Here is a 22,253-nt window from a genome sequence, read left to right as displayed (position 1 = left end):
CTCTTCATCTCCCTTCTGCCATTAAGAAAGGTGTTTTACAAATTCAGCTCCAAACTGTAAACATTTTTCTACATCTTCATCTTCTGGCGTTAATTCTACTTTTAGTCCTTCTAACACAACTGCTGCCCCGCGCTCTTGTAGCTTTTCTATTAAAATGTCAACTGCCACTCCGTATTTCGGATAAGCCGAATCACACGATCCGAATACTGCCGCTTTTTTCCCAGTTAAATCAATAGAATCCATTGCATCATAAAAATCTAAGAAATCATCAGGAAGATCACCATCTCCCCAAGTATATGCACCTAAAATAATTCCATCATACTGTTCTAATATAGAAGCTTCTGGTGAATCCATAATATCAATAACTTCAATTTCATTTTCTGTTTCACGAATTACGCCGGCAATGTGGTCAGCCATTTCCTCTGTATTTCCACTCATACTTGCAAAAATCATTACTAACTTACTCAACTGAACCTCTCCCTTTACTTTGTATCTCTTTTTCTGTTTGAATGCTCTTCTTCTCATCTACATATTCAGACCGAATTACATTTCTTTGCCATTCCATATGCTGATCAACATCTTTATCTTTATTTTTATCTTTTAATCCCCTCCGCAGAAGGTGAAAATTTTTTCTCATTAACATGTCGCATCCATCCTATTGATAATAATTATCAATTTCAACTACTTTTAGATTAATTGACATTGATTATCAATGTCAACAACTATTTTTAAAAAAATGATTAAAATGTACAAGCTTGTCCGTTAGCTATTCATATACTATGAATGAGCATAGTTCTTTCTCAGCCCTCTCTGACGGAAAGAAATAAAAGCAACTGCAATAGAGTGCAGTTGCCTTTTTTTGTTTTTCTATGATTTTAGTAATCTTATAGTCGTCTCTAAAAATAGCTCCACTCCACAAATTAATGCTGATTCATCCACGTCAAATTTCGGATGATGATGTGGATAACAAGTATATATATTTTCATTACCTGTTCCTAATTTAATGAAACAACCGGGTGCTTTTCTTAAATATGCTGAAAAATCTTCCCCACCCATAGAAGGTTCAAGCTTCACAACACGCTCATTCCCAAACAAATGTAGTGCACTTTCTTCTACTATTTTCGTAATATATTCATCATTAATAACCGGATCATATCCATATCGATACGTATATGTATACGATCCTCCATGTGCTTCTGTAATTCCTTTCACAATTTTCTCGATTTTCCCTTCTGCTTCCACCCTCAATGCTTGATTAAATGAACGAACGGTTCCCATTAAAGTTGCTGTACTAGGAATAATATTGTCAGCCGTTCCCCCATGAAATTGTGTAACTGAAATAACCCTTTGCATAAAAGCACTCGTATTTCTTGATACGATATGTTGTAAATTTGTAATAATCTGTGCTCCGATAGCAATAGGGTCTATCGTTTCTTCTGGTCGCGCCGCATGTCCTCCTTTGCCTTGAATTTCAACTGTAAATACGTCTGGTGCCGCCATCATCGGCCCATACACAATTCCTATCTTTCCGCTTTCTAATCCAGACATAACATGTAAACCTATTACATAATCAACACCGTCCATTACACCTGCCTCAACCATTTCTTGTCCCCCGCCAGGATACACCTCTTCTGCGTGCTGAAAGAATAGACGAATCTCACCTGCAAAATCTTCCTTTATATTTGATAGCACCTCTGCTGTGCTTAATAAAATAGCTGTGTGAGCATCGTGCCCACATGCATGCATCATTCCTTTATTCACAGATGTATAAGATTTACTTGTCTCCTCTTGAATTGGCAAAGCATCTATATCAGCTCGAATCGCAATTACTTTCCCTTGCTTCACACCTCTTTTAATTGCTAGTACACTATACTTCGTCGGTCTCGTTACTTCAAAAGAAGAAAATGAGCATAATGTATCATATATAAATTGCGAAGTTTCTTTTTCATGAAATGATAATTCCGGATACTTATGGAAGTGCCTTCTCCATTTCACGATATTTTCTTCCGAAATTAGATTCTTCCACACTCTATTCATGATAATTTCCTCCTTTTCAAAAGAACTAGAAATTTAAAAGTTTACTCCGTCTTGAATGATTAATAAAAACAAATACTGTATTTTTACGTATTCTTATAGTCCACTTTTATGTATTCACACAATCCACTTTCTATTTACATGTCAAACCCATTACAAATTCATGCTGAATGTAATATAATTGCTAAGTTAGGGATTTTCTTTTTTAGTATTTAGTGCTAATATCAAAAAAGAGCCTTTTGACTTATTTTTACCTAAAATGTGGGATTTTGTTTTTTTCACAATAATGTAGGACATGATACCTACAAAGAGCTATTATTTCATTAAGAGAGGGAAAGACATGGAAAGATTAAAAGAGATATGGTCTCGACCACTCACACAATGGGTTGCAAAGACGGTTTATTATCTTGCAATTTTATTTGCATTACTTTGGTTGTATGGATTCCATGATACAAACACAAGTACATTTATTTACAATGAATTCTAGGGTGGGAACGTTATGAAGTTATTAGAACAAATTGAAAAGTGGGCTGCAGAAACGCCTGATCAAACCGCTTTTGTTTGGCGAGATGCGAAAATTACGTACAAACAATTAAAGGAAGATTCTGATGCGTTGGCACATTGGATTTCTTCTGAGTATCCAGACGATCGTTCACCAATTATGGTGTATGGCCATATGCAACCTGAAATGATTGTTAACTTTTTAGGATGTGTAAAAGCTGGACATGCTTACATTCCTGTAGATTTATCTATCCCAGCTGATCGTGTACAACGTATTGCTGAAAATTCTGGTGCGAAATTACTTTTATCGGCAACAGCAGTAACTGTAACTGATTTACCAGTTCGCATCGTAAGTGAAGACAACTTAAAAGATATTTTCTTTACTCATAAAGGGAACACTCCAAATCCTGAACATGCGGTAAAAGGTGATGAGAACTTCTACATTATTTACACATCAGGAAGCACAGGTAATCCGAAAGGGGTTCAGATTACTTATAACTGCCTTGTTAGCTTTACAAAATGGGCTGTAGAAGATTTCAACTTACAAACAGGGCAAGTATTCTTAAATCAAGCACCTTTCTCATTCGATTTATCTGTAATGGATATTTACCCATCATTAGTAACAGGTGGTACACTTTGGGCAATCGATAAAGATATGATTGCGCGTCCAAAAGACTTGTTTGCTTCTTTAGAGCAATCGGATATTCAAGTATGGACTTCGACACCTTCTTTCGCTGAAATGTGTTTAATGGAATCATCCTTCTCTGAAAGTATGCTACCGAACATGAAAACATTCTTATTCTGCGGTGAAGTGTTACCAAATGAAGTGGCTAGAAAATTAATTGAGCGTTTCCCAAAAGCAACAATTATGAATACTTACGGTCCAACAGAAGCTACTGTCGCTGTAACAGGTATTCACGTTACAGAAGAAGTGCTTAATCAATACAAATCACTTCCAGTTGGCTATTGTAAATCAGACTGTCGCCTTCTTATTATGAAAGAAGATGGCACGATTGCACCTGATGGTGAAAAAGGTGAAATCGTAATTGTCGGTCCAAGCGTAAGCGTTGGATATTTAGGAAGCCCTGAATTAACAGAAAAAGCATTTACTATGATTGACGGTGAGCGCGCCTATAAAACAGGCGATGCTGGCTATGTTGAAAATGGTCTTCTATTCTATAATGGTCGTCTTGATTTCCAAATTAAGTTGCATGGTTATCGAATGGAATTAGAAGAAATTGAGCATCACCTTCGTGCGTGTTCTTACGTAGAAGGAGCAGTTATCGTTCCAATTAAAAAAGGTGAGAAATACGATTATTTATTAGCGGTTGTTGTTCCTGGGGAGCATTCGTTTGAAAAAGAATTCAAATTAACATCTGCAATCAAAAAAGAACTCAATGAGCGATTACCAAACTACATGATTCCACGTAAATTCATGTATCAATCTTCTATTCCAATGACACCAAATGGAAAGGTAGATCGCAAAAAATTATTGAGTGAGGTTACAGCATGACCGCATATGGATCATTTTATTTTTTCGCTATAGTGGGCATTTTATTAATACCTACTATCATAGCTGGATTAAAAGGTAAAATGTTGCGTAAATATAATGCCGTTTTAACATTAGTCATGCTTGCTATTATCTTCTCAGATAAACCAAAGCAAGCAATGATGTTAGCCGCATTTATTATTTGGCAATATGCCCTAATTAAAGGCTATTTAATTTTAAGAAAACAAAATAATAGTACATTCACATTTTGCATAGCTGTTATTTTATCGATTTTGCCTCTTATTTTGGCAAAAATCGCACCATTTGCATCGTTACTACCTGAGTTAAAACTTGTTGTTTTTCTAGGTATATCTTACGTAACATTCAGAGCAGTTCAAATGGTATTTGAAGTTCGTGATGGTTTAATTAAAGAGCTTTCTTTCTTTAACTTCTGGGAATTCGTTTTATTTTTCCCTGCGATTTCAACAGGACCTATCGATCGTTACCGTAGATTCCAAAAAGATATTCAAAAGCCACCTAGCGCTGAAGAATATCAAAATTTACTATATACAGGACTAAATCGTATTTTCCAAGGTTTCTTGTATAAATTTATTATTGCTTACTTAATAAAGCAATATTGTATGGATCCAGCATTCGCTCAACACGATACAATCTTTTCAAATATGATTTACATGTATAGCTATAGCTTATATCTATTCTTTGATTTTGCTGGTTATAGCTCTTTTGTAATTGGTGTAAGTTATATGATGGGAATTAAAACGCCAGAAAACTTTAATAAACCATTCCTTAGTCGTAATATTAAAGACTTCTGGAACCGCTGGCACATGAGTTTATCATTCTGGTTCCGTGACTTCATCTACATGCGTTTCGTATTTTTTGCAACGAAGAAAAAGTTAATTAAGAACCGTTACACAATTTCGTATATCGGTGCATTTTTAAACTTCTTCATTATGGGAATTTGGCATATCCAAGGAAGCGCTGTTGCGCAGTATATTATTTATGGTCTATATCATGCCGCACTGTTTATTTTATTCGATATTTTCGAACGAAAAAACAAGAAGCATAAATTTTGGCCAAACAATAAATTCACACGCATCCTTGCGATTGTAATTACGTTCCACATTGTATGTTTCGGTTTCCTAATCTTCTCTGGACACCTTAACAGATACTTTTAATGCACCCTTCTTATTCCATTAAGAAGTTGCACATATAATATATTTCGGATATAAAGGAGATTTTAAAAATGGCAGAATTCAAAGAGCAAGTATTAGATATTTTAGAAGAAGTATGTGAAAACGATATTGTGAAAGAAAACTTAGATGTTCAATTATTTGAAGAAGGTATTCTTGATTCTTTTGCTGTAGTATCTTTATTAGTTGAATTCCAAGAGCGTTTAGATATTGAAGTTTCTATTTCTGATTTTGACCGTGACGAGTGGGCTACACCAAACATGGTTATTAAAAAGTTGGAAGAAATCCGATGAACAAAGCAAAATTTGGTCCGATGCTTTTAGCATTGGCCCTTTTTGCTGTATTCTTACTTATTCCAACGCGCTTCCTACTTCCACTTTTAAGTGATGAAAAAGTAGAACAAGCTGCCACTTCTTTAAAAGAAGAAAAAATTCAAAGTATGATTTTACAGCAAAAGATGTTAGCAGATCCAAAATATCTTCCGATGTACGGTTCATCGGAATTCGCACGTATGGATGCTTTCCATCCATCTAATTATTTTAAAGTAAAGCCTGAAGGATTTACGCCATTCCTTCTTGGACGCGGCGGAACACAAGACCTTGTACATGTGTTAAACTTTGCATCTACAATGGATCAATTGAAAGATAAGAAAATGGTATTCGTTCTTTCTCCGCAATGGTTTGTACCACAAGGTATTGATGAAACGCACTTTGCACCTAACTTTTCAAAACAACAAGGTTACCACTTCATTTTCAACAATGATTTAAAACCTGAAATGAAAAAACAAATTGCAAAGCGTTTATTAAACTTTGAGATTGTAAAAAAAGAAACTTTATTAAAAATCTCGCTTGAAGGTATCGCTTATGATGATACGAAGTATAAAGTAAAAGCAATTGCTGCTAAACCTTTCGCTTATATTTACCGTAACATTTTAGATCGTAAAGATTTATTTACAGCTATGTTTAATATTAAACCGCACAAAGAGAAGCTCGATCCTTCATTAAAACAAATGAACTGGGAAGAAGCTCGTAAACATGCGGATCAAACAGGTGCAGCAGAATCTGGATCTAATGAATATGGTATCGAAGATGGTTACTTCAATAGCAAAATTAAGAAAAAATTAAAGCAACGTGAAGGTTACTTAAAAAATGATGCTTACGACCAATCGCCAGAATATGAAGATTTACAAATTGTACTTGATTTATTAAAACAATCTGGTGCAAAACCACTCTTCATTTCTGTTCCTGTCAAAGGTCCTTGGTACGACTACGCTGGCTTCCCGAAAGAACGCCGCGAAGCATACTATAAGAAAGTTCATGAGCAAATTGAAAAAGCTGGTTATCCAATTGCCGACTTCTCAAATCATGAATATGATAAATACTTCTTAAAAGATCATATGCACTTAGGTTGGAAAGGCTGGGTTTACATCGACGAAGCCATCCAACAATTTTATAAAGCAAACTAGTGAAAAGACCGCTTGAATTACTCAAGTGGTCTTTTTGTATATATTTTGTAATTGTTCGATTGCATTCTCTGCTTCTTTCATAACTCGCTCCACTACATACTGAGCTGATTCGATTCGAGCTAATGATGCTGCCTGTCCTGCCCAAAGCGACATATATTCTTCCTTATTTTGCTTCGCTGCCTCTTTGCGTATTTTAGAAGTTAATACGTTTTGCACTGGATACATCGGAAGCCCTTCTTCTTTTCCTTCATGTCTCTCTATAAATTCATTCCGAATACCCCGTGCATATTTCCCGGAAAACGCACGAGTTACAGTTGTGCTCGTATCTGTACTATGTAAAACCGCTTCTTTATACACATCGTGCGTAATACTCTCTTCACTTGTTAAAAAGGCCGATCCCATTTGAACACCTTCTGCTCCTAGTGCCAATGCCGCAACAAGCCCTTGTCCGTTCATTACACCACCTGCTGCGACAATTGGGATATGCGGAATAGCCCCTACTAACTGAGGTATTAACGCAAAAGTACCGATCATAGCATCTCGTTCTTTCCCAATAAACGTTCCTCTATGCCCTCCGGCTTCGCTTCCTTGCCCGACAATAATATCTACTCCTAACTCGGCAAGTACTTTCGCTTCCTTCACATGGGTAGCTGTTCCGATAACTTTTATTCCACTTCTTTTTAAATCATTTATTTCTTCTTTTTCTAACGTTTGAAATGCAAAACTAACGACCGGTACTTTTTCATCTAATAGCACTTGTAATTGTTCCTTATAGCTTTTTGGAAGCTTTAACGTTCCTTCTACTTCTATACCTAATTCTCTATTCACTCCGCTTAGTAATACTTTCGCCTCATTTACCTTCTCTTCTTCTATTTGTATCTCTTTCGTTACAAGTAAATTAACACCGAAAGGCTTATCTGTTAGTTCTCTTATTCTATAAATCGCTTCACGAATTTGTTCTGGGCTCATATAGCCCGCTCCAAGCGTCCCTAATCCTCCGCTATTACTTACTGCTGCAACAAGTTCTGGCGTCGTAATCGCGCCTGCCATACCGGCTTGAACAACGGGATACTCAATTTTTAATATGTCTGTTACTCGACTTGTAAACATCATTTTCCCTCCTATTTCCCTTATATCTTCTTTATTTGATAAGCTTTCCCCTGCTTTTGCAAGGGTTGAACTTCATATGAAGCGAATATATTGAAAGAGAAGGAGGCTGAGCTTAATGATTTATCCAAATGCATTAAAACAAGGTGATACAGTAATGATTATTGCACCATCTGGTCCACCTACAATCGAAAATGTATTACAAGGTGTGAATGTATTACAAGAGATGGGGTTATCCGTAATAATCGGGAAGAGCGTTTACGAGAAATATGGATTTTTAGCCGGAAGTGATCAAGTTCGGCTTGACGATATACATGAAGCATTTACAAATAATGAAGTGAAGGCCGTTTTCTGTGCACGAGGTGGTTACGGAAGTGCTCGTCTCCTCCCTCACATTCAATATGAAATCATTCGCCAAAACCCTAAAATCTTTTGGGGATATAGCGATATTACAGCTTTACATACTGCTGTTTCACGTTATGCAAAGCTTATAACATTTCATGGTCCGATGATTGAAGAACTAGGAAAAGGTATTGATTCCCTATCTTTATCCTCTTTCAATCAACTATTCCATCCGTATTCAACCATTTTATCTGCATCAGAATGTATCGTACCTTGCTCTCACAGTACAGTTACAGGTACGTTAGTTGGAGGAAATTTAGCTGTGTTAACAAGTATAATTGGCTCGCCCTACGAGATAAATACGGACAATACACTTTTATTACTTGAAGACATTGGTGAAGAACCGTACCGCATTGACCGTATGTTAAATCAGCTACTTTTATCTGGAAAGTTTAATGAATGCAGGGGCGTTATTTTCACAAGTTGTCACGACTGCACTCCTTCAAAGCCATCTCAATCATTGCAAGCAATATTATATGAATATTTCGCACCATATTATATACCGGTCCTATTCGGTTTACCAATTGGACATATAAGTCCAAACATCGGTATTCCACTTGGAGCTACAGCGACAATAAACACGAATAATAAAACAGTCTCTATTTCTTCCGGTATAGCCACTCCATATTCAAATTAAAAAGGAAAAGCGATTACGCTTTTCCTTTTACTTATAATAATTAAAAATTCGTCCAGATGAGATATCTGCAATTTCTTCTGGAATAAATGTTTTACTTATATCAGTACCAACATTTAATACAGCTGTAGCATCTTTCTCAATGCTACCAAATAACTCTTTCCCACGTATCGTAATAAGGGGCGTTCCTTCTGGCAACACATCTTTTACAAATTCCATTTGTGTAAAGAACGGAACGATCCATCTACCTTCTCCTTGGAAATGACGCAAACGAAGTATTCCCTCTGTTGCCCCGTCCTCTGCTTCTAGTGAACCAGCAACATAAAACTCAGTAGATAAGAGCAATTCATAAAATTCCTTTTGCTTCTGTTTATCATCCCCTGCTACAACAAGTACCTCTTCTAATTTCTTTACTGAAATTTGCTCCATATGATGCCACCCCTATTTTCAAAATGATTGTACTTAGATTATACGAAATATTCTTATTTTTTTCTACATAATTTGCAATTATTTTCTTAAAATAATTTTAATACTTCTTTTGTCGTCACAATCGTAGCAAACTCTTCATGTAAATTTACAAGTGTCATATTGTGAATATCTTCTGCACTATACTCCTTACCATCTAAACCTTTACGGTTAAAAGTAGCCGTTGCATCACTCACTAAATATGTTGTAAATCCTAAATTCCCTGCCATTCGTGTTGTAGTTTCCACGCAATGATTTGTCGTTAATCCTACAACCACTACTGCATTACATTTGTTCTTTCTTAATTGCTCTTCTAAATTTGTCCCAATGAACGCGCTGTTAACGAATTTCTGAATAACCACTTCACCAAGTAGTGGTTGCACTTCTTCTTTAAAGTTTACCGTTTCCGCTCTCTCATAAAACATTGACTGAGCATTTTCTTTATTTACATGTTGAATATGAAAAACTGGTCGTTCCCTTTTTCTCCATTCTTCTAATAAAATTCTCATGTTTTCTTCAGCAAAAATATTATTTCTCTCGCCCCAATCTGGTAATTGAAATGCCTTTTGTACATCGATTATGATAAGTGCTATTTGATTTGTCATCATTTCCCCCTTAATTTGGCTGTAATTGAAATAGAAAACCAAGTTGTTGTGACGCAGTAATAAAGCAAACATAGGCGCAAAGCTCTACAATTTCTTTTTCTGTCCAATATTGTTTTAATACGTGAAACATAGTATCATCTATTGCTTTTCGGTCATGAACAAATGTATGCGCAAAAGTAACGGCTACACCAATCTCCTCTGCCTTTTGCATATCATCAGGTCTTCCTTTTGCCATACAGTACGGACATTCATTCCCATACGCTAATGTTCTTCTCACTTGCTCCTTCAACTCTGCTGAAAGAGTTCCTTTATTGTACAGTGTATCTTCTAACGTACTCCACGAATGTAATATATCCGAATTATGCCCTAATAACTTTTGAAACTTTGTATCTCCTACATTTGATAATGAAATTCTCTCCATCATTTCCCCTCCTATTTCCTTCTGTTTTATTGTAAAATAAATAACGTTCACTTTACATTTCATATGAATCTTAATTTATATTTTCCCTTTACAAAAATCATTATTTTACTGGAGGTATATTTACAAATGCAATTAGACCGTGTTGATCGAAAAATTTTAAATGAATTATATAATGATAGTCGCCTTTCGATGCGTGAATTGGCGAAACGAGTAAACTTATCTGCTCCATCTACTTCAGAACGTGTTCGTAAGCTCGAAAGCGAAGGTGTTATTCAAAAATACACAATCGATATTGATTATAAAAAAGCAGGACTCGTTTTAGATTGTATTTTAGAAATCACTTTAAAAAATGGTGATACAACACGTATGCAACAGTTTATTCAATCTTATCCATCTGCAAGTTTTTGTTACCGAGTAACAGGAAGCTTATGCTACATTGTAAAAATTTCTGTTCCTTCACTCGTTGAACTGGAAGAATTTATCAATGATGTTTCTTCATATGCAACGACCGTTTCTCATATCGTATTATCAGAAGTATCTCTTACTCCTGATATTGAACATATCTTCCCAGAAGATTAATTTATTTTTATTCATAAAATATAAAAAAAACCCTTACAATAAGAATAAAAATAATATATTATGTATTAAAATACATAAAGTTCGAGAAAGGGGCTTTACATTGAAAATCTGGTTTTATGAAAAAACGGCACAATTAGATGACTTGCTTGGTATTTGGGACAATGTTCCGACCATCCCACGAATTGGTGAAAAAGTGGAGATTTTAAAGACGGTCCGCACTGTTACAGATATTAAATATGTAAAGAACGGTAATAATTTTCGTGTAGAAATTATTACAAATTAAAAAGTAGCTCCTAAGGAGCTACTTTTTAATTATCTATTATGTGCTTTCTTTATAACGATTTTATCTTCTTCTACAGATACTGTTACATAATCATTTTCTTCTAACCGAAGCTTATTTACAGCCTCATCTGGTAACTCTATGGCCATCAATCTATCGGTTACGATCACTTGACTATACACTTCATTTTCTTGTGATGAACTCACTACTTTTTGCTCATTTATAAAACGTACGCGTGGCACGCCAACTTCTTTTACTGTACGCCATTGTTTCCAAACATAAGGAATTAACCAAAGTAATCCAACAACTGTAAGACCAATACCAATCCATAAATTACTTTGCGCTTGTAATTCAGTAATTGAGATTGTACCACTTTCTTCTCCACCGAAAAATTGCATACTTGTTGCAATCAAATTATTTAGAGCGTGCACAGCTATATTCGTCCATATATTTTGTGTCTTTATATATAAAAGACACATAACGACACCAAACATGAACGCACCAATAACATCAAAATGTCCTAAGCCAAAAATAATTGAAGATATAATTACAGCTTTTTTAATTCCCCATTTATAAGCCATTCGCTGTAAGAAAAATCCCCTAAAAATAACCTCTTCCATAATAGGTGCTAACACACATGCTGAAATGAAAGTAAATATCGTCATATATACGTTACTCGTATTAATAACATTTCCGTCTTCTAGCATAGTAACTAAGAAATTCGGTAACGTATGTGCTAATATGTAAAATTGAATCTGAGATATGCCAACTGAAAAAATCATTCCCATTATCGTTGCTAATACAATTAATCCCCAAGGTAAATGTCCTTGCTTATAAAAAAAACTGTTAAATACAATATTATTTTTATTTGTTTTTACGTATAGCCAAAGTAACGGAAATACAAAAAATACAGTTATTTGTGAAATAACCTCCATCGTATTCTCAGAAACATTTGCTAGACCTAATGGGATCATTATAAGGAGCACCCCTATAATCATCCATCCAAAAAAGCTACGTAGCCTTATACGTGAAAATGCATAGTGCATATAGAACACCCCCAAAGATAGTAAAAATACAATAAAACTTTAATCAATACTTTCCCTATAAATAGCAGGATAACTAAATTATAATATGAATATAGTTGAAATTCTTCCTATTTTTCTCAAATCATTTCAAACAGCATATCTCTTAAAATAACATATCGCTGTTCTTCAGATTGCAATCTAAGAGAAATTTATGTAATAAAAATCCCCGTTTTTACAAGCGGGGATTTCTTTTATTATAATACGTCACGTTTTTGGAATAATGCACTTGATGCTACAAGTAACACAACAAAGTATGCAGCTACAAGTAATAATGAAGTTGTAAACGTAAATTCTGTAAATGTTGGTTCCATTCCACCATTGATTAATTTATTACTATCGTAAGCTCTTAAATCCAAATGGTTGAATACTACAAACTTCGCTACACCTTTTGCAAGCATTATTAATACCATATTAATTGCACCTTGTAAGAAGAATAGGAACATCGTAATAATTAATGGTAATACAGATTTTCTAAAGACATTTGCTAGGAAAAATGCAAGTGTTGCAAAAAAGAACGGTGAAAGTAGTTGATATAAAGTGGACTTCATTACGATTCCTAATGTTAATTCTGTTTTACTACCATCCATTACAATACCGCCAATAATCATTGCAATTAGCATACCAGCTAATACGATAAATAACATTGCTAATAACACTGTAATATATTTAGAAAATAAAACTGCAAGTCTTTTTCTTGGACGGATTAACAATTGTTTAATTGTACCTTTTTGGAACTCATCAGTAAGAGTACGGGCAGCAAGTGTAATCCCAAAAATCGTTGTAAATAAAACAATTAAGCCAATCTCTGAGTTTGCATAATCTAAATATGACCCCTTAAACTCATCACCTTTTCCCCACTTCAACATTGCTAAAGTACCTAAAATTTCGAGTGCCGCAATGACACCAATTAAAATATACATACCTTTTTTCGCATGCAACTTTAAAAATTCATTTTGAATTAATTTAAACATTACGCTTTCACTCCCCCAGTAATCGCTAAGAACTCATCCTCTAACGTTTTATTTTGAACAGTAACGCCATATACAAGCACATCAGCATGAACAAGTTTTTTTACAAGTTGCGGAATGTTGTCTTTTGTTACAGATGCTACAATTACATTCCCTTTTGCTTTACCTTTAATGATTTCATTTGCTTTCTGAACTTCACCTACTTCAAACGCTACAACGGCTGCCTCATCATGTTTCACTTTTTCATGTAAGTTGTACTCTTGTACAAACTCACCTTGTTTAATAATAACGACGCGATCACACATTAATTCAATTTCACTCAATAAGTGACTTGATACGATTACAGCAATATTCTCTTCTTTCGCTAAACGTTGTAAATAATCACGAATTTGGCGAATACCAGCTGGATCTAATCCATTTGTCGGCTCATCTAAAATTAAGATTTTCGGCTGATGAAGTAATGCTTGTGCAATTCCTAAACGTTGTTTCATACCAAGTGAATATGTTTTCACCTTTTTATGAATCGCATGCTCTAATTCAACAAGCTTTACAATCTCAGCAATGCGCTCTTTACTAATTGGTGTAATGGCCATATTCGCAAAATGCTTTAAGTTTTGCATTCCTGTCATATAATCATATAGTTCAGGATTTTCTACAATCGCTCCAATTTGCTCTAGTGCCTTTTCACGCTCCGAGCGAATACTATGTCCACAAATTGTAATATCGCCCTCTGTCATTGAAATAAGACCTGTCATCATACGGATCGTCGTCGTCTTACCGCTACCGTTCGGCCCAAGAAATCCGTATACTTCTCCTTCACGAACCTCAAATGATAAACCACGAATAATTTCCGTTCCACCAATCTTTTTTCGAACATTCTCTAACTTTACTACTACGTTTCCCAATGCTGATTCCTCCTTTAGACTTCTAGTTTTTTATCGATAATATAAGCAATTACATATATTATTAGAGCACTAACCATTACCATGAAACTTATATTAAAAATGTTAAATCCATTTTCTTGAAACATATTAATAAATAGACTCTTGCTTTCACTATGATATTCTACTCTTCGCAATACTTGGAAAGCTGGAGCTAATTTTCCTAGCAAGGTTGTCGCTAAAGTAATCGCTATATTTATTACTAGAAAAATAATAACAATTAGTATATTTTGCGCCTTTTTCTTTTTCGTAAGTAACTTAACTAGAGTAATTACTAATATGATTTGTAACACACTAAACAAAAACTCAAATAAATCACTTATCATATATATTAAATTATTAATTATGCCTACTTGCATAATCTCTTTTGCCTCTACATATACAGAAGTCGTAGGAAAAGCTAATACATAACTTACGTAGAAAAGAATTCCACATATCCCATACCATATAGCCATTGCAATAAATGAGAAAATAAGCATAGAAATTACATATTGTTTCCCAGATATTGCTGTAAGTCGTAACATTGGATTAGTCAGTAAGCGTGAATATGATTTCATTGTTTGTATAAACATATAAACAATATAAAAGAAAAATATAATCATAATGATTCCAAATATACCCTCTTGTCTACTGATAGCCGCATCACTTTTTCTTACAATCATTTGTGAAAATAACACAGCTTCAATTAGCACAAAGAGTAAAAAAGTAACAATATATCTTTTCTTATTTACATTCCATAAATAGGAAAGTACTGACTTCACTTACTAAACACCTCCTTAAACAATTCATGAACTGCTTTTCCTCTCTGAAAACGAATTTCTTCTACATTTTCATATAGAACCATTTCTCCATCTTTTAAAAAGATCACTTCATCAAAAATATTTTCAATTTCATTTATTAAGTGAGTGGAAATTAATATCGTACAATCTTCCCTATAGAACTGTAGAATTAGATCCAATACATGTTCTCTAGAAAGAGGATCTATCCCGCCCAACGGCTCATCCAGTACGTATAGCTTCACTTTTCGAGAAAACGTTAAAATAATCTGCAGCTTCTCAACCATACCTTTTGACAATGCTGTAATTTTTTCTTCTAACGGTATTTTAAATTCTGCAATCGTATCTACCGCTTTTTGAATATCGAAGTCTTTATAAAAATCTCGGTAAAAAAATAAAGCATCTTTTACAGTCATCCAATCATCAAAGACTGGCTTATCGGACATAAATGAAACGATTTCTTTCGTCTGTAATCCTACCTTTTTGCCGTCTATTGTAATACTACCTTCAGAAGGGTGTTGCAAGCCTGCAATCATTTTCAATAACGTCGTTTTCCCGCTCCCGTTATCTCCAACAAGCCCAACGATTTTCCCTTCCGTAATCTCTATGTTTAATTCACGGATCACTGCTTTTAATCCGTATCTCTTCCATAAGTTTTCTATTTTCAATAGCTCTATCATTGGCTCTCCTCCCTCTTATCATGTAATGAAGAACGAAGAATTGTAAGAATTTCTTCTTCTGAAAAACCTAAATTGTCCATTCCATCTATAAAAGAATGAAGTAATTCTTTCGCCATCTCTTTTCGTAGCTCCATAATTTTCTCCCCTTCATTCGTTACATACCGTCCCATTCCTCTACGTGTGACAACAACTCCATCCCGTTCTAGCTCTTGAAATGTACGCTGAATCGTATTTGGATTCACTTGTAATTCACTCGCTAATTCACGGACAGAGGGAATTTTATCACCAGGCAATAAATGTCCTGTTACAATCTCTTTTTTTATGTATTCCATTACCTGAATGTAAATTGGTGTATTTGGAGAAAACTCTATTTTCATTTCTTCCCTCCTTTTGTATCGGTGTACTAGTTTAATAATACACTGATACAAAAGGTTTGTAAATACCCATTTAATTACAAAAAAGTTCTATCCGTTAACCGAATAGAACTTCCCAAATATAAATCGCTATACAAAAATAATAGTGTTATGTAAACAAAATTATAAAGAAAAGCTGTCTTATTAATCAATAAGACAGCTTTTCCTTATAATCCTATATTAAAAGTTAAACACGAAGTCATCGTCAGCTAACTTTTCAACGTTCGTTGCTTTTACGTAACCATTTCCTTTTACAGAGAAGAAATCATGGTTTTTCGTATCTGTACGTAAACCATTTAAAACGATTGGGTTAATTTCTTCTTCTTCAAACTTCGGCTCAAGTCCTAAGTTCATAAGCCCTTTATTTGCATTGTAACGAACGAAACGATTTACATCTTCTACAAGACCGATAGAAGTGTAAATTTCTTCTGTATAGGCCATTTCAATTTCATATAGTTCCATTAATAACTCTTGTGTTTCTTTTTGCACTTCTTGTTGCTCTTCTACAGAAAGTTCTGCGAAGATTTGTTGTGCTAAAATACCGACGAATACGCCGTGAATTGACTCATCCTTTACCTTCACATAAGTTCGCTACTCCTATGCCGTTTATACAGCTTACAGTTTCCTGTAAGAAGAGACTATATCATCTACCTTCTCAGGTAGCCCTCCATTTCGATTTAAGGGATTCTCACCCACCGCTTGGCCCTACTCCTCTTGCGGAATTTCACCGCCATTGGGATAGTCGTTGAACGTTCCTTTATCTACGTATCGCACCCACCACTGTTTATACAGTTTTCGATGTCTGATACTTCCGTACATGTTATCGCTAGATAAAGGCTTCGCTGCTGATTGCCCTATCAGCTATTCTCCTTTCCATCTATTGATAGTTAGAGAATAACCTGAATGCATATATTCATCAATAATAATACAGATAAATTTACAATAGGGGGTCCCAGCAATTAAAAGGGTTTTTCAATTGGTATCTCTACCAAAAGCCGCCATAAGTTAACGGATAATAAGGTTAATAATTTCACCACTTGCCGTCAGTTTACCTTGACCAGCTAAGTAAAGTGGATAGAAAAATCCACTATAGAATAAGTAACTTTCTAAGAACACACTTGCTACCATTGCCATGTATAACTCTTTTTTCGTTACTTCAGGCTTTAATAAACGACGATAGTAACTAGTAATAATACCAGCTTTTTTCTCAAGTAACGGATGATTGTCTACCCAGTCAAAAATATCATCAATTTCTTCTTCTGTAGCTAATGTTGTGAAAATGTGACTATAACTTTTCGCATGTACTTCTTCCATAGCTCCCATGAAAGCTAATACACTTTTCGCTTGTAAATTTTCAAGATGAACAAGTACAAGTGGCATTCCTTCGCCACCTTGTTTCGTATCTAAAAGTGTTAAACCACCTAATACACGCTTATAAGCAATTTGCTCTTCTTTCGATAATTGCACCCAAGTATTTTTGTCAGACGAAACCGCGATTTCTTCTTCTGTCCAAAACTGAGCGATGTTTTGCTTCCAAAACATTAAACTGAAATCATCTTCCTTTTTATTCCAGTTAACAGCGCGCATTGAATCACCCCTATATCTATTATTGTTCTACTGAACGGTTAAATTTCCATCTAACAATGAAAAGCTAACCGTTTAGTAGAACAAACCAAGTATGAGCAGGGTTCATAACCCTGCTCATACTATTGGGTTATTCATTTAGTATGGCAATATGCCATTAAACGGTACAAGCCACACACTCTTCCACGCTTAATTTACGTGTTCTCGTATAATACAGACTCTTTAAGCCTTTTTTATGTGCATAGATGTAGTAACGTGCTAATTCACGTGTTGAAATATCACTATTAACGTAAAGAATTGTACTAATTCCTTGGTCAATATGTTCTTGAATTTCTGCGATTAAATCAATTAATTTAAACTGATTCATATCGTAAGAAGATTTATAGTACCAGAACGTATCTTTTGATAAATACGGCATTGGATAATATGTTGTCGCATTCGCATATGTTCTTGATTCGATTTGACTTACGATCGGCATTACGCTTGAAGTTGCATTTTGAACGTAACTGATTGATTGTGTTGGAGCAATGGCAAGACGATATGAGTTGTATAAACCATTCTTCTGCACTTGCTCTTTTAAACTTGTCCAATCTTCTTTTGTCGGAATATGAATTCCTTCAAATAGTTGCTGAACTTTTTCAGTTACAGGACTGTAATCTGTCGTTTCATACTTTTCGAAGTATGTGCCATTCGCATAATCAGATTTATCGAAGTCTTTAAATGTCTCGCCTTTTTCTGTAGCGATTTCCATACTTTTCTCAATAGAATAGTAATTTAACATCATAAAGAATGTACGAGCGAATTCTTTCGCTTCTGCACTTTCATAAGCGATTTTATTTTTTGCTAAATATCCGTGTAAGTTCATTGCTCCAAGTCCAACTGAATGAAGCTCGTCATTTGCTTTTTTCACAGTTGGTGCATTCGGAATAATCGTCATATCAGAAACAGCTGTTAAAGCTTCCATTCCCGCATGAACTGCTTCACGAATTTCTTTATTTTCCATTACGTTTACAATATTTAACGATCCTAAGTTACAGTTAATATCACGACGGATAATGTCATCTGTACCGTAATCATTTATTTCTGAAGTTTCTTGAAGCTGGAAGATTTCTGTACATAAGTTCGACATCTTCACAGTTCCAATATCCTTCAATGGATGTTGATTATTTGCATTTGATTTAAACATTAAGTATGGGTAACCAGACTCAAGCTGAATCATAGCGATTTTAATAAGCATATCACGTGCACTAATATCTAGTGGCTTCTTCTTCACTTTCGGATTGCTCATTAATTCATCGTACATTTCATCAATGTCAATATCATCTAAATGCTTGCCATATTCTTTATAAACCGTATAAGGCGCGAAAACATGGAAAGGTTCGTTTTTCTCAGCAAGCTCAAAGAACTTACTTGGAACGATAATTCCGATTGATAGAGACTGAATACGGCTCTTCTCATCGGCATTTATTTTTTTTGTATCAAGGAATTCAATAATATCCCAATGGAAAATGTTTAAATATACTGCACCGGCACCTTTTCGTTGGCCAAGCTGATTCGCATATGAAAACGAATCTTCAAGCAATTTCATAACAGGTACTACGCCACTTGCAGCGTTGTCGATACCTTTAATTTGCTCACCACGTGCGCGTAGCTTAGATAAGTTTAAAGCTACTCCCCCGCCGATTTTTGATAATTGCATCGCAGTATTAATGTTAAAGCCAATTGAATTTAAGCTATCATCCATCTCTAACAAGAAACAAGACACCATTTCTCCTCTTCTGCTTCTTCCCGCATTTAAAAAGGTTGGTGTCGCTGGTTGGTAGTTTTGTTTTACAATCATGCTTGCGAATTGTCTTGCTTTCGAAACATCACCGCGTCCTAAGTATAATGAAACAATTGCTACACGATCTTCATAGCTTTCTAAGTATTGTTTTTGATCATTCGTTTTTAACGCATAATCTTTGTAGAACTTAGATGCTGCCATATAAGATTGGAACTCGAAGTTTTCACCATAAGCGATGTTATATACTTCCTCTACTTCCTCCAAGCTATACTCGTCCAGAACGTTGTAATAATAATCATGTTCTTTCATATACTCCATTCGCTCTGCCACGCTATTAAAAGGAACGGTATTCTCTCTAGCTTCTTCCATAAAGACTTCTAATGCCTCTTTATCTTTATGAAGCTGATAAAAACCGTCCTGCATTTGCGTGATTTCATTATTCAGTTCAATGTGTCGCAATCTCCCGCACCCTTTCCTTAAAATATTCTACATCGTTATTTGTTCCAGATAACTCAAATTTTGATACAATAGGCACTTCATATTTAGTAGAAATCTTGTCAGCACTTGCACCGAACATGTCTCCCCAGTTACGATTGCCGCTTGCAGATACGCCTTTTAATTTTTCATTATTGCGCTCTAAAAAGTCTAAAACACGTTCTGGTACATTTCCAAAACCTGTTGTATACGTAATAAGAATAAAGTCTTCATCTATTACTAGATCTTCATCAATTTGAACGGCCGGCATATTTAATTTGTGAATGAAACGCTTCACGTTTCCTGTCATAGAATCATATGCAACTAACATTTCCGACCCTCCCTCTCAAATCTATATTCTCTATATGTTGTTCTTGATTTCTCTATATATTGTATTACGTTTCAAAATAAGACACAAGATATATGTATAAATTCTTTCTTTTTTTAACTTTTACTTTTCGACATGATAGCCGTTTTTTTTCAATACAATGACTATGAAACAACATTCTAAAACTCATGTCAATAAAGTGCTTTTCAAAAAAGTTGTCAACGAATTTAACCTTATTTTTAAAAAAGTTAACAATATATTTTGTCATAAAACGGTAGATGCTGAAGAAATATATTTCTCCAGCATCACGCAAAAAAGAACAGATATGAAACTATAATCTGCTCTAAAAAACGATTACATTTATCAAATTTACCTTATTAAATATATTATACATATACTTTCGTTTTTCGTTACATACTAAAAGATAACTATTATAGAAAAAGATTATTATTATGGAACTTCAATTTATTTATGAAAAGTTTATTCAGAGTACTCAATGCGCAAAATATCTTTTACAAATATATGATGTGGATTTTCATCTTTATCAAGCATTGTACATACAGGAGCCTCTTCATCAAAGTATACAATCAGTCCTTCTACGTACTGATATGTATGTTGAACTTGTACAGTTACTTTAATTTCTATTGCTTCTTCATATGCTCTTTTTATTTTCTGAAGCACTTTTGCTGAACATTTTCGTTTCTCTGGATACATAACCATTCCCATAAATCGATTGCCGGCTCTATCTTTCCACATATAATCCCAATGTGGTAAAATGCCTTGTTTAAAATCGCCCATAATTCCCCTCTCCTTTATCTTTTATTTATCCCGCATGAAACGTCCGTTTGGTGAAGGCTACTAATCAGTGAGAGATGCCCTGCTGATCAAAATTCTCCTTTATGAACGTGGCGTTTCTGAATATGTATAAATCACTTGCCCGCCTCGCTGTGCGTTACCAATGAAATGCTTAAAGTCTTCTCTATTTACAACAACTTCTCTGAACGTATAAAATACATCTTTCGTAACAACATACTCCTTTATTTCACCATTTTTTAGCTGATCTAAAATTGTATTTGCTAATTCTTTATCCATGTATTTCACCTCTCTGCAATATTTTATTTTATCTTATATTCTATAGGTCAACAACTGTAAATTTATCCCGCTATTTGCAGGTAGTCCGATTGGTGTTGACTACTAATCAGTCGTAGAATGAACAAAAAATCTTACTGATTAACGTTTCACTTTATCTCGTTATTATGCCATGATTTTATTTTCGTTATTTCGCAAACAATATTGTTTTACTATATGTCCACTAAATATCATATACTAACATAGCTACTTCTCTATATCAAACATTTCGGCATTCAATTATGCAAAGTTCCATACCACTATGCTACAATATACAAATAGAACTAGGAGGGATACTATGATTCGGAAAGCAAAAAAGACAGATGCAATGGCAATAGCTCCTTTATTGTATAATGCTCTGCATGAAATTGCTGAAAAAATCACAGGTAGCACAGTTGAAGCAGAAGTATTACTAGGACTTGAGACATGGTTCTCAAAAGAAAATAACCGTCTGAGCTACGAAAACTGTTTTGTCTATGAACAAGACGAGAGTGCAGTTGGAATTATTGTCGCTTATCACGGTAGTGAAGCAACACAGCTTGACGCACCAATTGTACATCACTTAAGAGCATTACATAAAGATGAATCAATTACGTTAGAAAAAGAAGCTGAGCTTGATGAGTATTACATTGATACATTATCAGTTTCAAGTGCACACGGCGGAAAAGGTATAGGTTCTAAATTAATTGAAGCTGCCGAAATCTATGCAACTGAAAAAGGGCATAAAAAAATCGCTTTACTTGTTAATTTAGAAAACAAACGCGCCTATTCACTATACGAAAAGTTAGGTTATAAAAAAGATGAAATTGTTATGCTAGTAGGGGAACCTTATGCTCATCTCGTAAAACCATTAAACGTCAAAATTTCTATATCTTAAAAAGAAAGCACACGATTTATATA

26 protein-coding genes and 3 pseudogenes are annotated in these 22,253 nt (G+C 34.7%); 9 read left to right on the top strand and 20 right to left on the bottom strand.

From position 1 onward, the window contains the following. Window positions 1–21 precede the first annotated feature (21 nt). From HMPREF2590_RS16285 to amaA, 3 genes are all read right to left on the bottom strand, one after another. The gene (locus HMPREF2590_RS16285; RefSeq protein WP_000041153.1) at window positions 22–468 is read right to left on the bottom strand and encodes a flavodoxin; all 447 of its coding nucleotides are present in this window, start codon (window positions 466–468) and stop codon (window positions 22–24) included. Then, entirely contained in the window at window positions 461–643 is a 183-nt protein-coding gene (locus tag HMPREF2590_RS16280) for a hypothetical protein (protein ID WP_000929021.1), read from the bottom strand. Before HMPREF2590_RS16280 ends, HMPREF2590_RS16285 begins: the two co-directional genes overlap by 8 nt. 224 nt (window positions 644–867) lie before the next feature. Next, window positions 868–2,037, bottom strand: a complete 1,170-nt coding sequence (gene amaA / locus HMPREF2590_RS16275; RefSeq protein WP_001082787.1) for an N-acyl-aliphatic-L-amino acid amidohydrolase — start codon at window positions 2,035–2,037, stop codon at window positions 868–870. A gap of 337 nt (window positions 2,038–2,374) precedes the next feature. Here amaA and HMPREF2590_RS16270 point away from each other — a divergent pair, with 337 nt between their 5' ends. The 5 genes from HMPREF2590_RS16270 (at window position 2,375) to dltD (ending at window position 6,700) form a co-directional block, all read left to right on the top strand. Next, complete coding sequence (locus HMPREF2590_RS16270) at window positions 2,375–2,521, top strand: teichoic acid D-Ala incorporation-associated protein DltX (RefSeq protein WP_000440293.1); 147 nt, start codon at window positions 2,375–2,377, stop codon at window positions 2,519–2,521. Between the two features lie 12 nt (window positions 2,522–2,533). After that, a complete protein-coding gene (gene dltA, locus HMPREF2590_RS16265) occupies window positions 2,534–4,048 on the top strand; it encodes a D-alanine--poly(phosphoribitol) ligase subunit DltA (protein WP_000770513.1) in 1,515 nt (504 codons plus the stop codon). After that, window positions 4,045–5,220 carry a D-alanyl-lipoteichoic acid biosynthesis protein DltB gene (dltB, locus tag HMPREF2590_RS16260; protein WP_000127953.1) on the top strand — a complete coding sequence of 392 codons (1,176 nt, stop codon included), beginning with the start codon at window positions 4,045–4,047 and terminating at the stop codon, window positions 5,218–5,220. The genes dltA and dltB overlap by 4 nt, the downstream gene beginning before the upstream one ends. 68 nt (window positions 5,221–5,288) lie before the next feature. After that, window positions 5,289–5,528 carry a D-alanine--poly(phosphoribitol) ligase subunit DltC gene (gene dltC, locus HMPREF2590_RS16255; RefSeq protein ID WP_000807310.1) on the top strand — a complete coding sequence of 80 codons (240 nt, stop codon included), beginning with the start codon at window positions 5,289–5,291 and terminating at the stop codon, window positions 5,526–5,528. Next, window positions 5,525–6,700: a D-alanyl-lipoteichoic acid biosynthesis protein DltD gene (dltD, locus tag HMPREF2590_RS16250; RefSeq protein ID WP_001030265.1), complete on the top strand. Its 1,176-nt coding sequence runs from the start codon at window positions 5,525–5,527 to the stop codon at window positions 6,698–6,700. Before dltC ends, dltD begins: the two co-directional genes overlap by 4 nt. Before the next feature lie 21 nt (window positions 6,701–6,721). On the opposite strand, the gene HMPREF2590_RS16245 is transcribed toward dltD, so the two are convergent. After that, window positions 6,722–7,810 carry an NAD(P)H-dependent flavin oxidoreductase gene (locus HMPREF2590_RS16245; RefSeq protein WP_000495285.1) on the bottom strand — a complete coding sequence of 363 codons (1,089 nt, stop codon included), beginning with the start codon at window positions 7,808–7,810 and terminating at the stop codon, window positions 6,722–6,724. Window positions 7,811–7,925: 115 nt separating this feature from the next. Here HMPREF2590_RS16245 and HMPREF2590_RS16240 point away from each other — a divergent pair, with 115 nt between their 5' ends. Continuing rightward, a complete protein-coding gene (locus HMPREF2590_RS16240; protein ID WP_000640074.1) occupies window positions 7,926–8,846 on the top strand; it encodes a S66 peptidase family protein in 921 nt (306 codons plus the stop codon). A 27-nt stretch (window positions 8,847–8,873) separates the two neighbouring features. Here HMPREF2590_RS16240 and HMPREF2590_RS16235 read toward each other — a convergent pair whose 3' ends face one another. The 3 genes from HMPREF2590_RS16235 to HMPREF2590_RS16225 form a co-directional block, all read right to left on the bottom strand. After that, complete coding sequence (locus tag HMPREF2590_RS16235; protein ID WP_000435266.1) at window positions 8,874–9,272, bottom strand: SseB family protein; 399 nt, start codon at window positions 9,270–9,272, stop codon at window positions 8,874–8,876. Between the two features lie 86 nt (window positions 9,273–9,358). Further along, entirely contained in the window at window positions 9,359–9,913 is a 555-nt protein-coding gene (locus HMPREF2590_RS16230) for a cysteine hydrolase family protein (protein WP_000184430.1), read from the bottom strand. 10 nt (window positions 9,914–9,923) lie between these two features. Next, a complete protein-coding gene (locus HMPREF2590_RS16225; protein ID WP_000439753.1) occupies window positions 9,924–10,334 on the bottom strand; it encodes a carboxymuconolactone decarboxylase family protein in 411 nt (136 codons plus the stop codon). A 126-nt stretch (window positions 10,335–10,460) separates the two neighbouring features. Here HMPREF2590_RS16225 and HMPREF2590_RS16220 point away from each other — a divergent pair, with 126 nt between their 5' ends. After that, window positions 10,461–10,913, top strand: coding sequence for an Lrp/AsnC family transcriptional regulator (locus tag HMPREF2590_RS16220; RefSeq protein ID WP_001175505.1), 453 nt, complete (start codon window positions 10,461–10,463; stop codon window positions 10,911–10,913). Between the two features lie 100 nt (window positions 10,914–11,013). Next, on the top strand, window positions 11,014–11,196 hold the full coding sequence (locus HMPREF2590_RS16215) for a DUF3913 family protein (protein ID WP_000707107.1): 183 nt from the start codon (window positions 11,014–11,016) through the stop codon (window positions 11,194–11,196). Window positions 11,197–11,225: 29 nt separating this feature from the next. Here HMPREF2590_RS16215 and HMPREF2590_RS16210 read toward each other — a convergent pair whose 3' ends face one another. From HMPREF2590_RS16210 to HMPREF2590_RS16150, 13 genes and pseudogenes are all read right to left on the bottom strand, one after another. Next, on the bottom strand, window positions 11,226–12,239 hold the full coding sequence (locus tag HMPREF2590_RS16210; protein ID WP_000558819.1) for a CPBP family intramembrane glutamic endopeptidase: 1,014 nt from the start codon (window positions 12,237–12,239) through the stop codon (window positions 11,226–11,228). Window positions 12,240–12,472: 233 nt separating this feature from the next. After that, entirely contained in the window at window positions 12,473–13,249 is a 777-nt protein-coding gene (locus HMPREF2590_RS16205) for an ABC transporter permease (protein WP_000475429.1), read from the bottom strand. Next, window positions 13,249–14,151, bottom strand: coding sequence for an ABC transporter ATP-binding protein (locus HMPREF2590_RS16200; protein WP_000528787.1), 903 nt, complete (start codon window positions 14,149–14,151; stop codon window positions 13,249–13,251). Before HMPREF2590_RS16200 ends, HMPREF2590_RS16205 begins: the two co-directional genes overlap by 1 nt. Before the next feature lie 14 nt (window positions 14,152–14,165). After that, a complete protein-coding gene (locus HMPREF2590_RS16195) occupies window positions 14,166–14,948 on the bottom strand; it encodes a hypothetical protein (protein ID WP_000843923.1) in 783 nt (260 codons plus the stop codon). Next, window positions 14,945–15,643, bottom strand: coding sequence for an ABC transporter ATP-binding protein (locus HMPREF2590_RS16190; RefSeq protein WP_000571496.1), 699 nt, complete (start codon window positions 15,641–15,643; stop codon window positions 14,945–14,947). The genes HMPREF2590_RS16195 and HMPREF2590_RS16190 overlap by 4 nt, the downstream gene beginning before the upstream one ends. After that, a complete protein-coding gene (locus tag HMPREF2590_RS16185) occupies window positions 15,640–16,020 on the bottom strand; it encodes a GntR family transcriptional regulator (RefSeq protein ID WP_000687512.1) in 381 nt (126 codons plus the stop codon). Before HMPREF2590_RS16185 ends, HMPREF2590_RS16190 begins: the two co-directional genes overlap by 4 nt. 216 nt (window positions 16,021–16,236) lie before the next feature. Continuing rightward, window positions 16,237–16,632: pseudogene (locus HMPREF2590_RS16180) on the bottom strand (ribonucleotide-diphosphate reductase subunit beta); the annotation flags it as partial. 129 nt (window positions 16,633–16,761) lie between these two features. Next, window positions 16,762–16,863, bottom strand: a pseudogene (locus tag HMPREF2590_RS31105) (nuclease); the annotation flags it as partial. Window positions 16,864–17,064: 201 nt separating this feature from the next. After that, window positions 17,065–17,643, bottom strand: a pseudogene (locus HMPREF2590_RS16175) (ribonucleotide-diphosphate reductase subunit beta); the annotation flags it as partial. Between the two features lie 154 nt (window positions 17,644–17,797). Next, window positions 17,798–19,882: a class 1b ribonucleoside-diphosphate reductase subunit alpha gene (gene nrdE, locus HMPREF2590_RS16170; RefSeq protein ID WP_001215839.1), complete on the bottom strand. Its 2,085-nt coding sequence runs from the start codon at window positions 19,880–19,882 to the stop codon at window positions 17,798–17,800. Beyond that, window positions 19,869–20,228 carry a class Ib ribonucleoside-diphosphate reductase assembly flavoprotein NrdI gene (gene nrdI / locus HMPREF2590_RS16165; protein WP_000959447.1) on the bottom strand — a complete coding sequence of 120 codons (360 nt, stop codon included), beginning with the start codon at window positions 20,226–20,228 and terminating at the stop codon, window positions 19,869–19,871. Before nrdI ends, nrdE begins: the two co-directional genes overlap by 14 nt. Before the next feature lie 477 nt (window positions 20,229–20,705). After that, window positions 20,706–21,023 carry a hypothetical protein gene (locus HMPREF2590_RS16155; protein WP_000502207.1) on the bottom strand — a complete coding sequence of 106 codons (318 nt, stop codon included), beginning with the start codon at window positions 21,021–21,023 and terminating at the stop codon, window positions 20,706–20,708. A gap of 99 nt (window positions 21,024–21,122) precedes the next feature. Continuing rightward, window positions 21,123–21,317, bottom strand: a complete 195-nt coding sequence (locus HMPREF2590_RS16150) for a hypothetical protein (protein ID WP_000356684.1) — start codon at window positions 21,315–21,317, stop codon at window positions 21,123–21,125. A 334-nt stretch (window positions 21,318–21,651) separates the two neighbouring features. Here HMPREF2590_RS16150 and HMPREF2590_RS16145 point away from each other — a divergent pair, with 334 nt between their 5' ends. Continuing rightward, window positions 21,652–22,230: a GNAT family N-acetyltransferase gene (locus HMPREF2590_RS16145; RefSeq protein ID WP_000619548.1), complete on the top strand. Its 579-nt coding sequence runs from the start codon at window positions 21,652–21,654 to the stop codon at window positions 22,228–22,230. Window positions 22,231–22,253 lie beyond the last annotated feature (23 nt).

This window comes from Bacillus sp. HMSC036E02, assembly GCF_001836235.1.
GTDB lineage: Bacteria > Bacillota > Bacilli > Bacillales > Bacillaceae_G > Bacillus_A > Bacillus_A cereus.
This window is presented reverse-complemented; position numbering and strand designations above follow the sequence as displayed.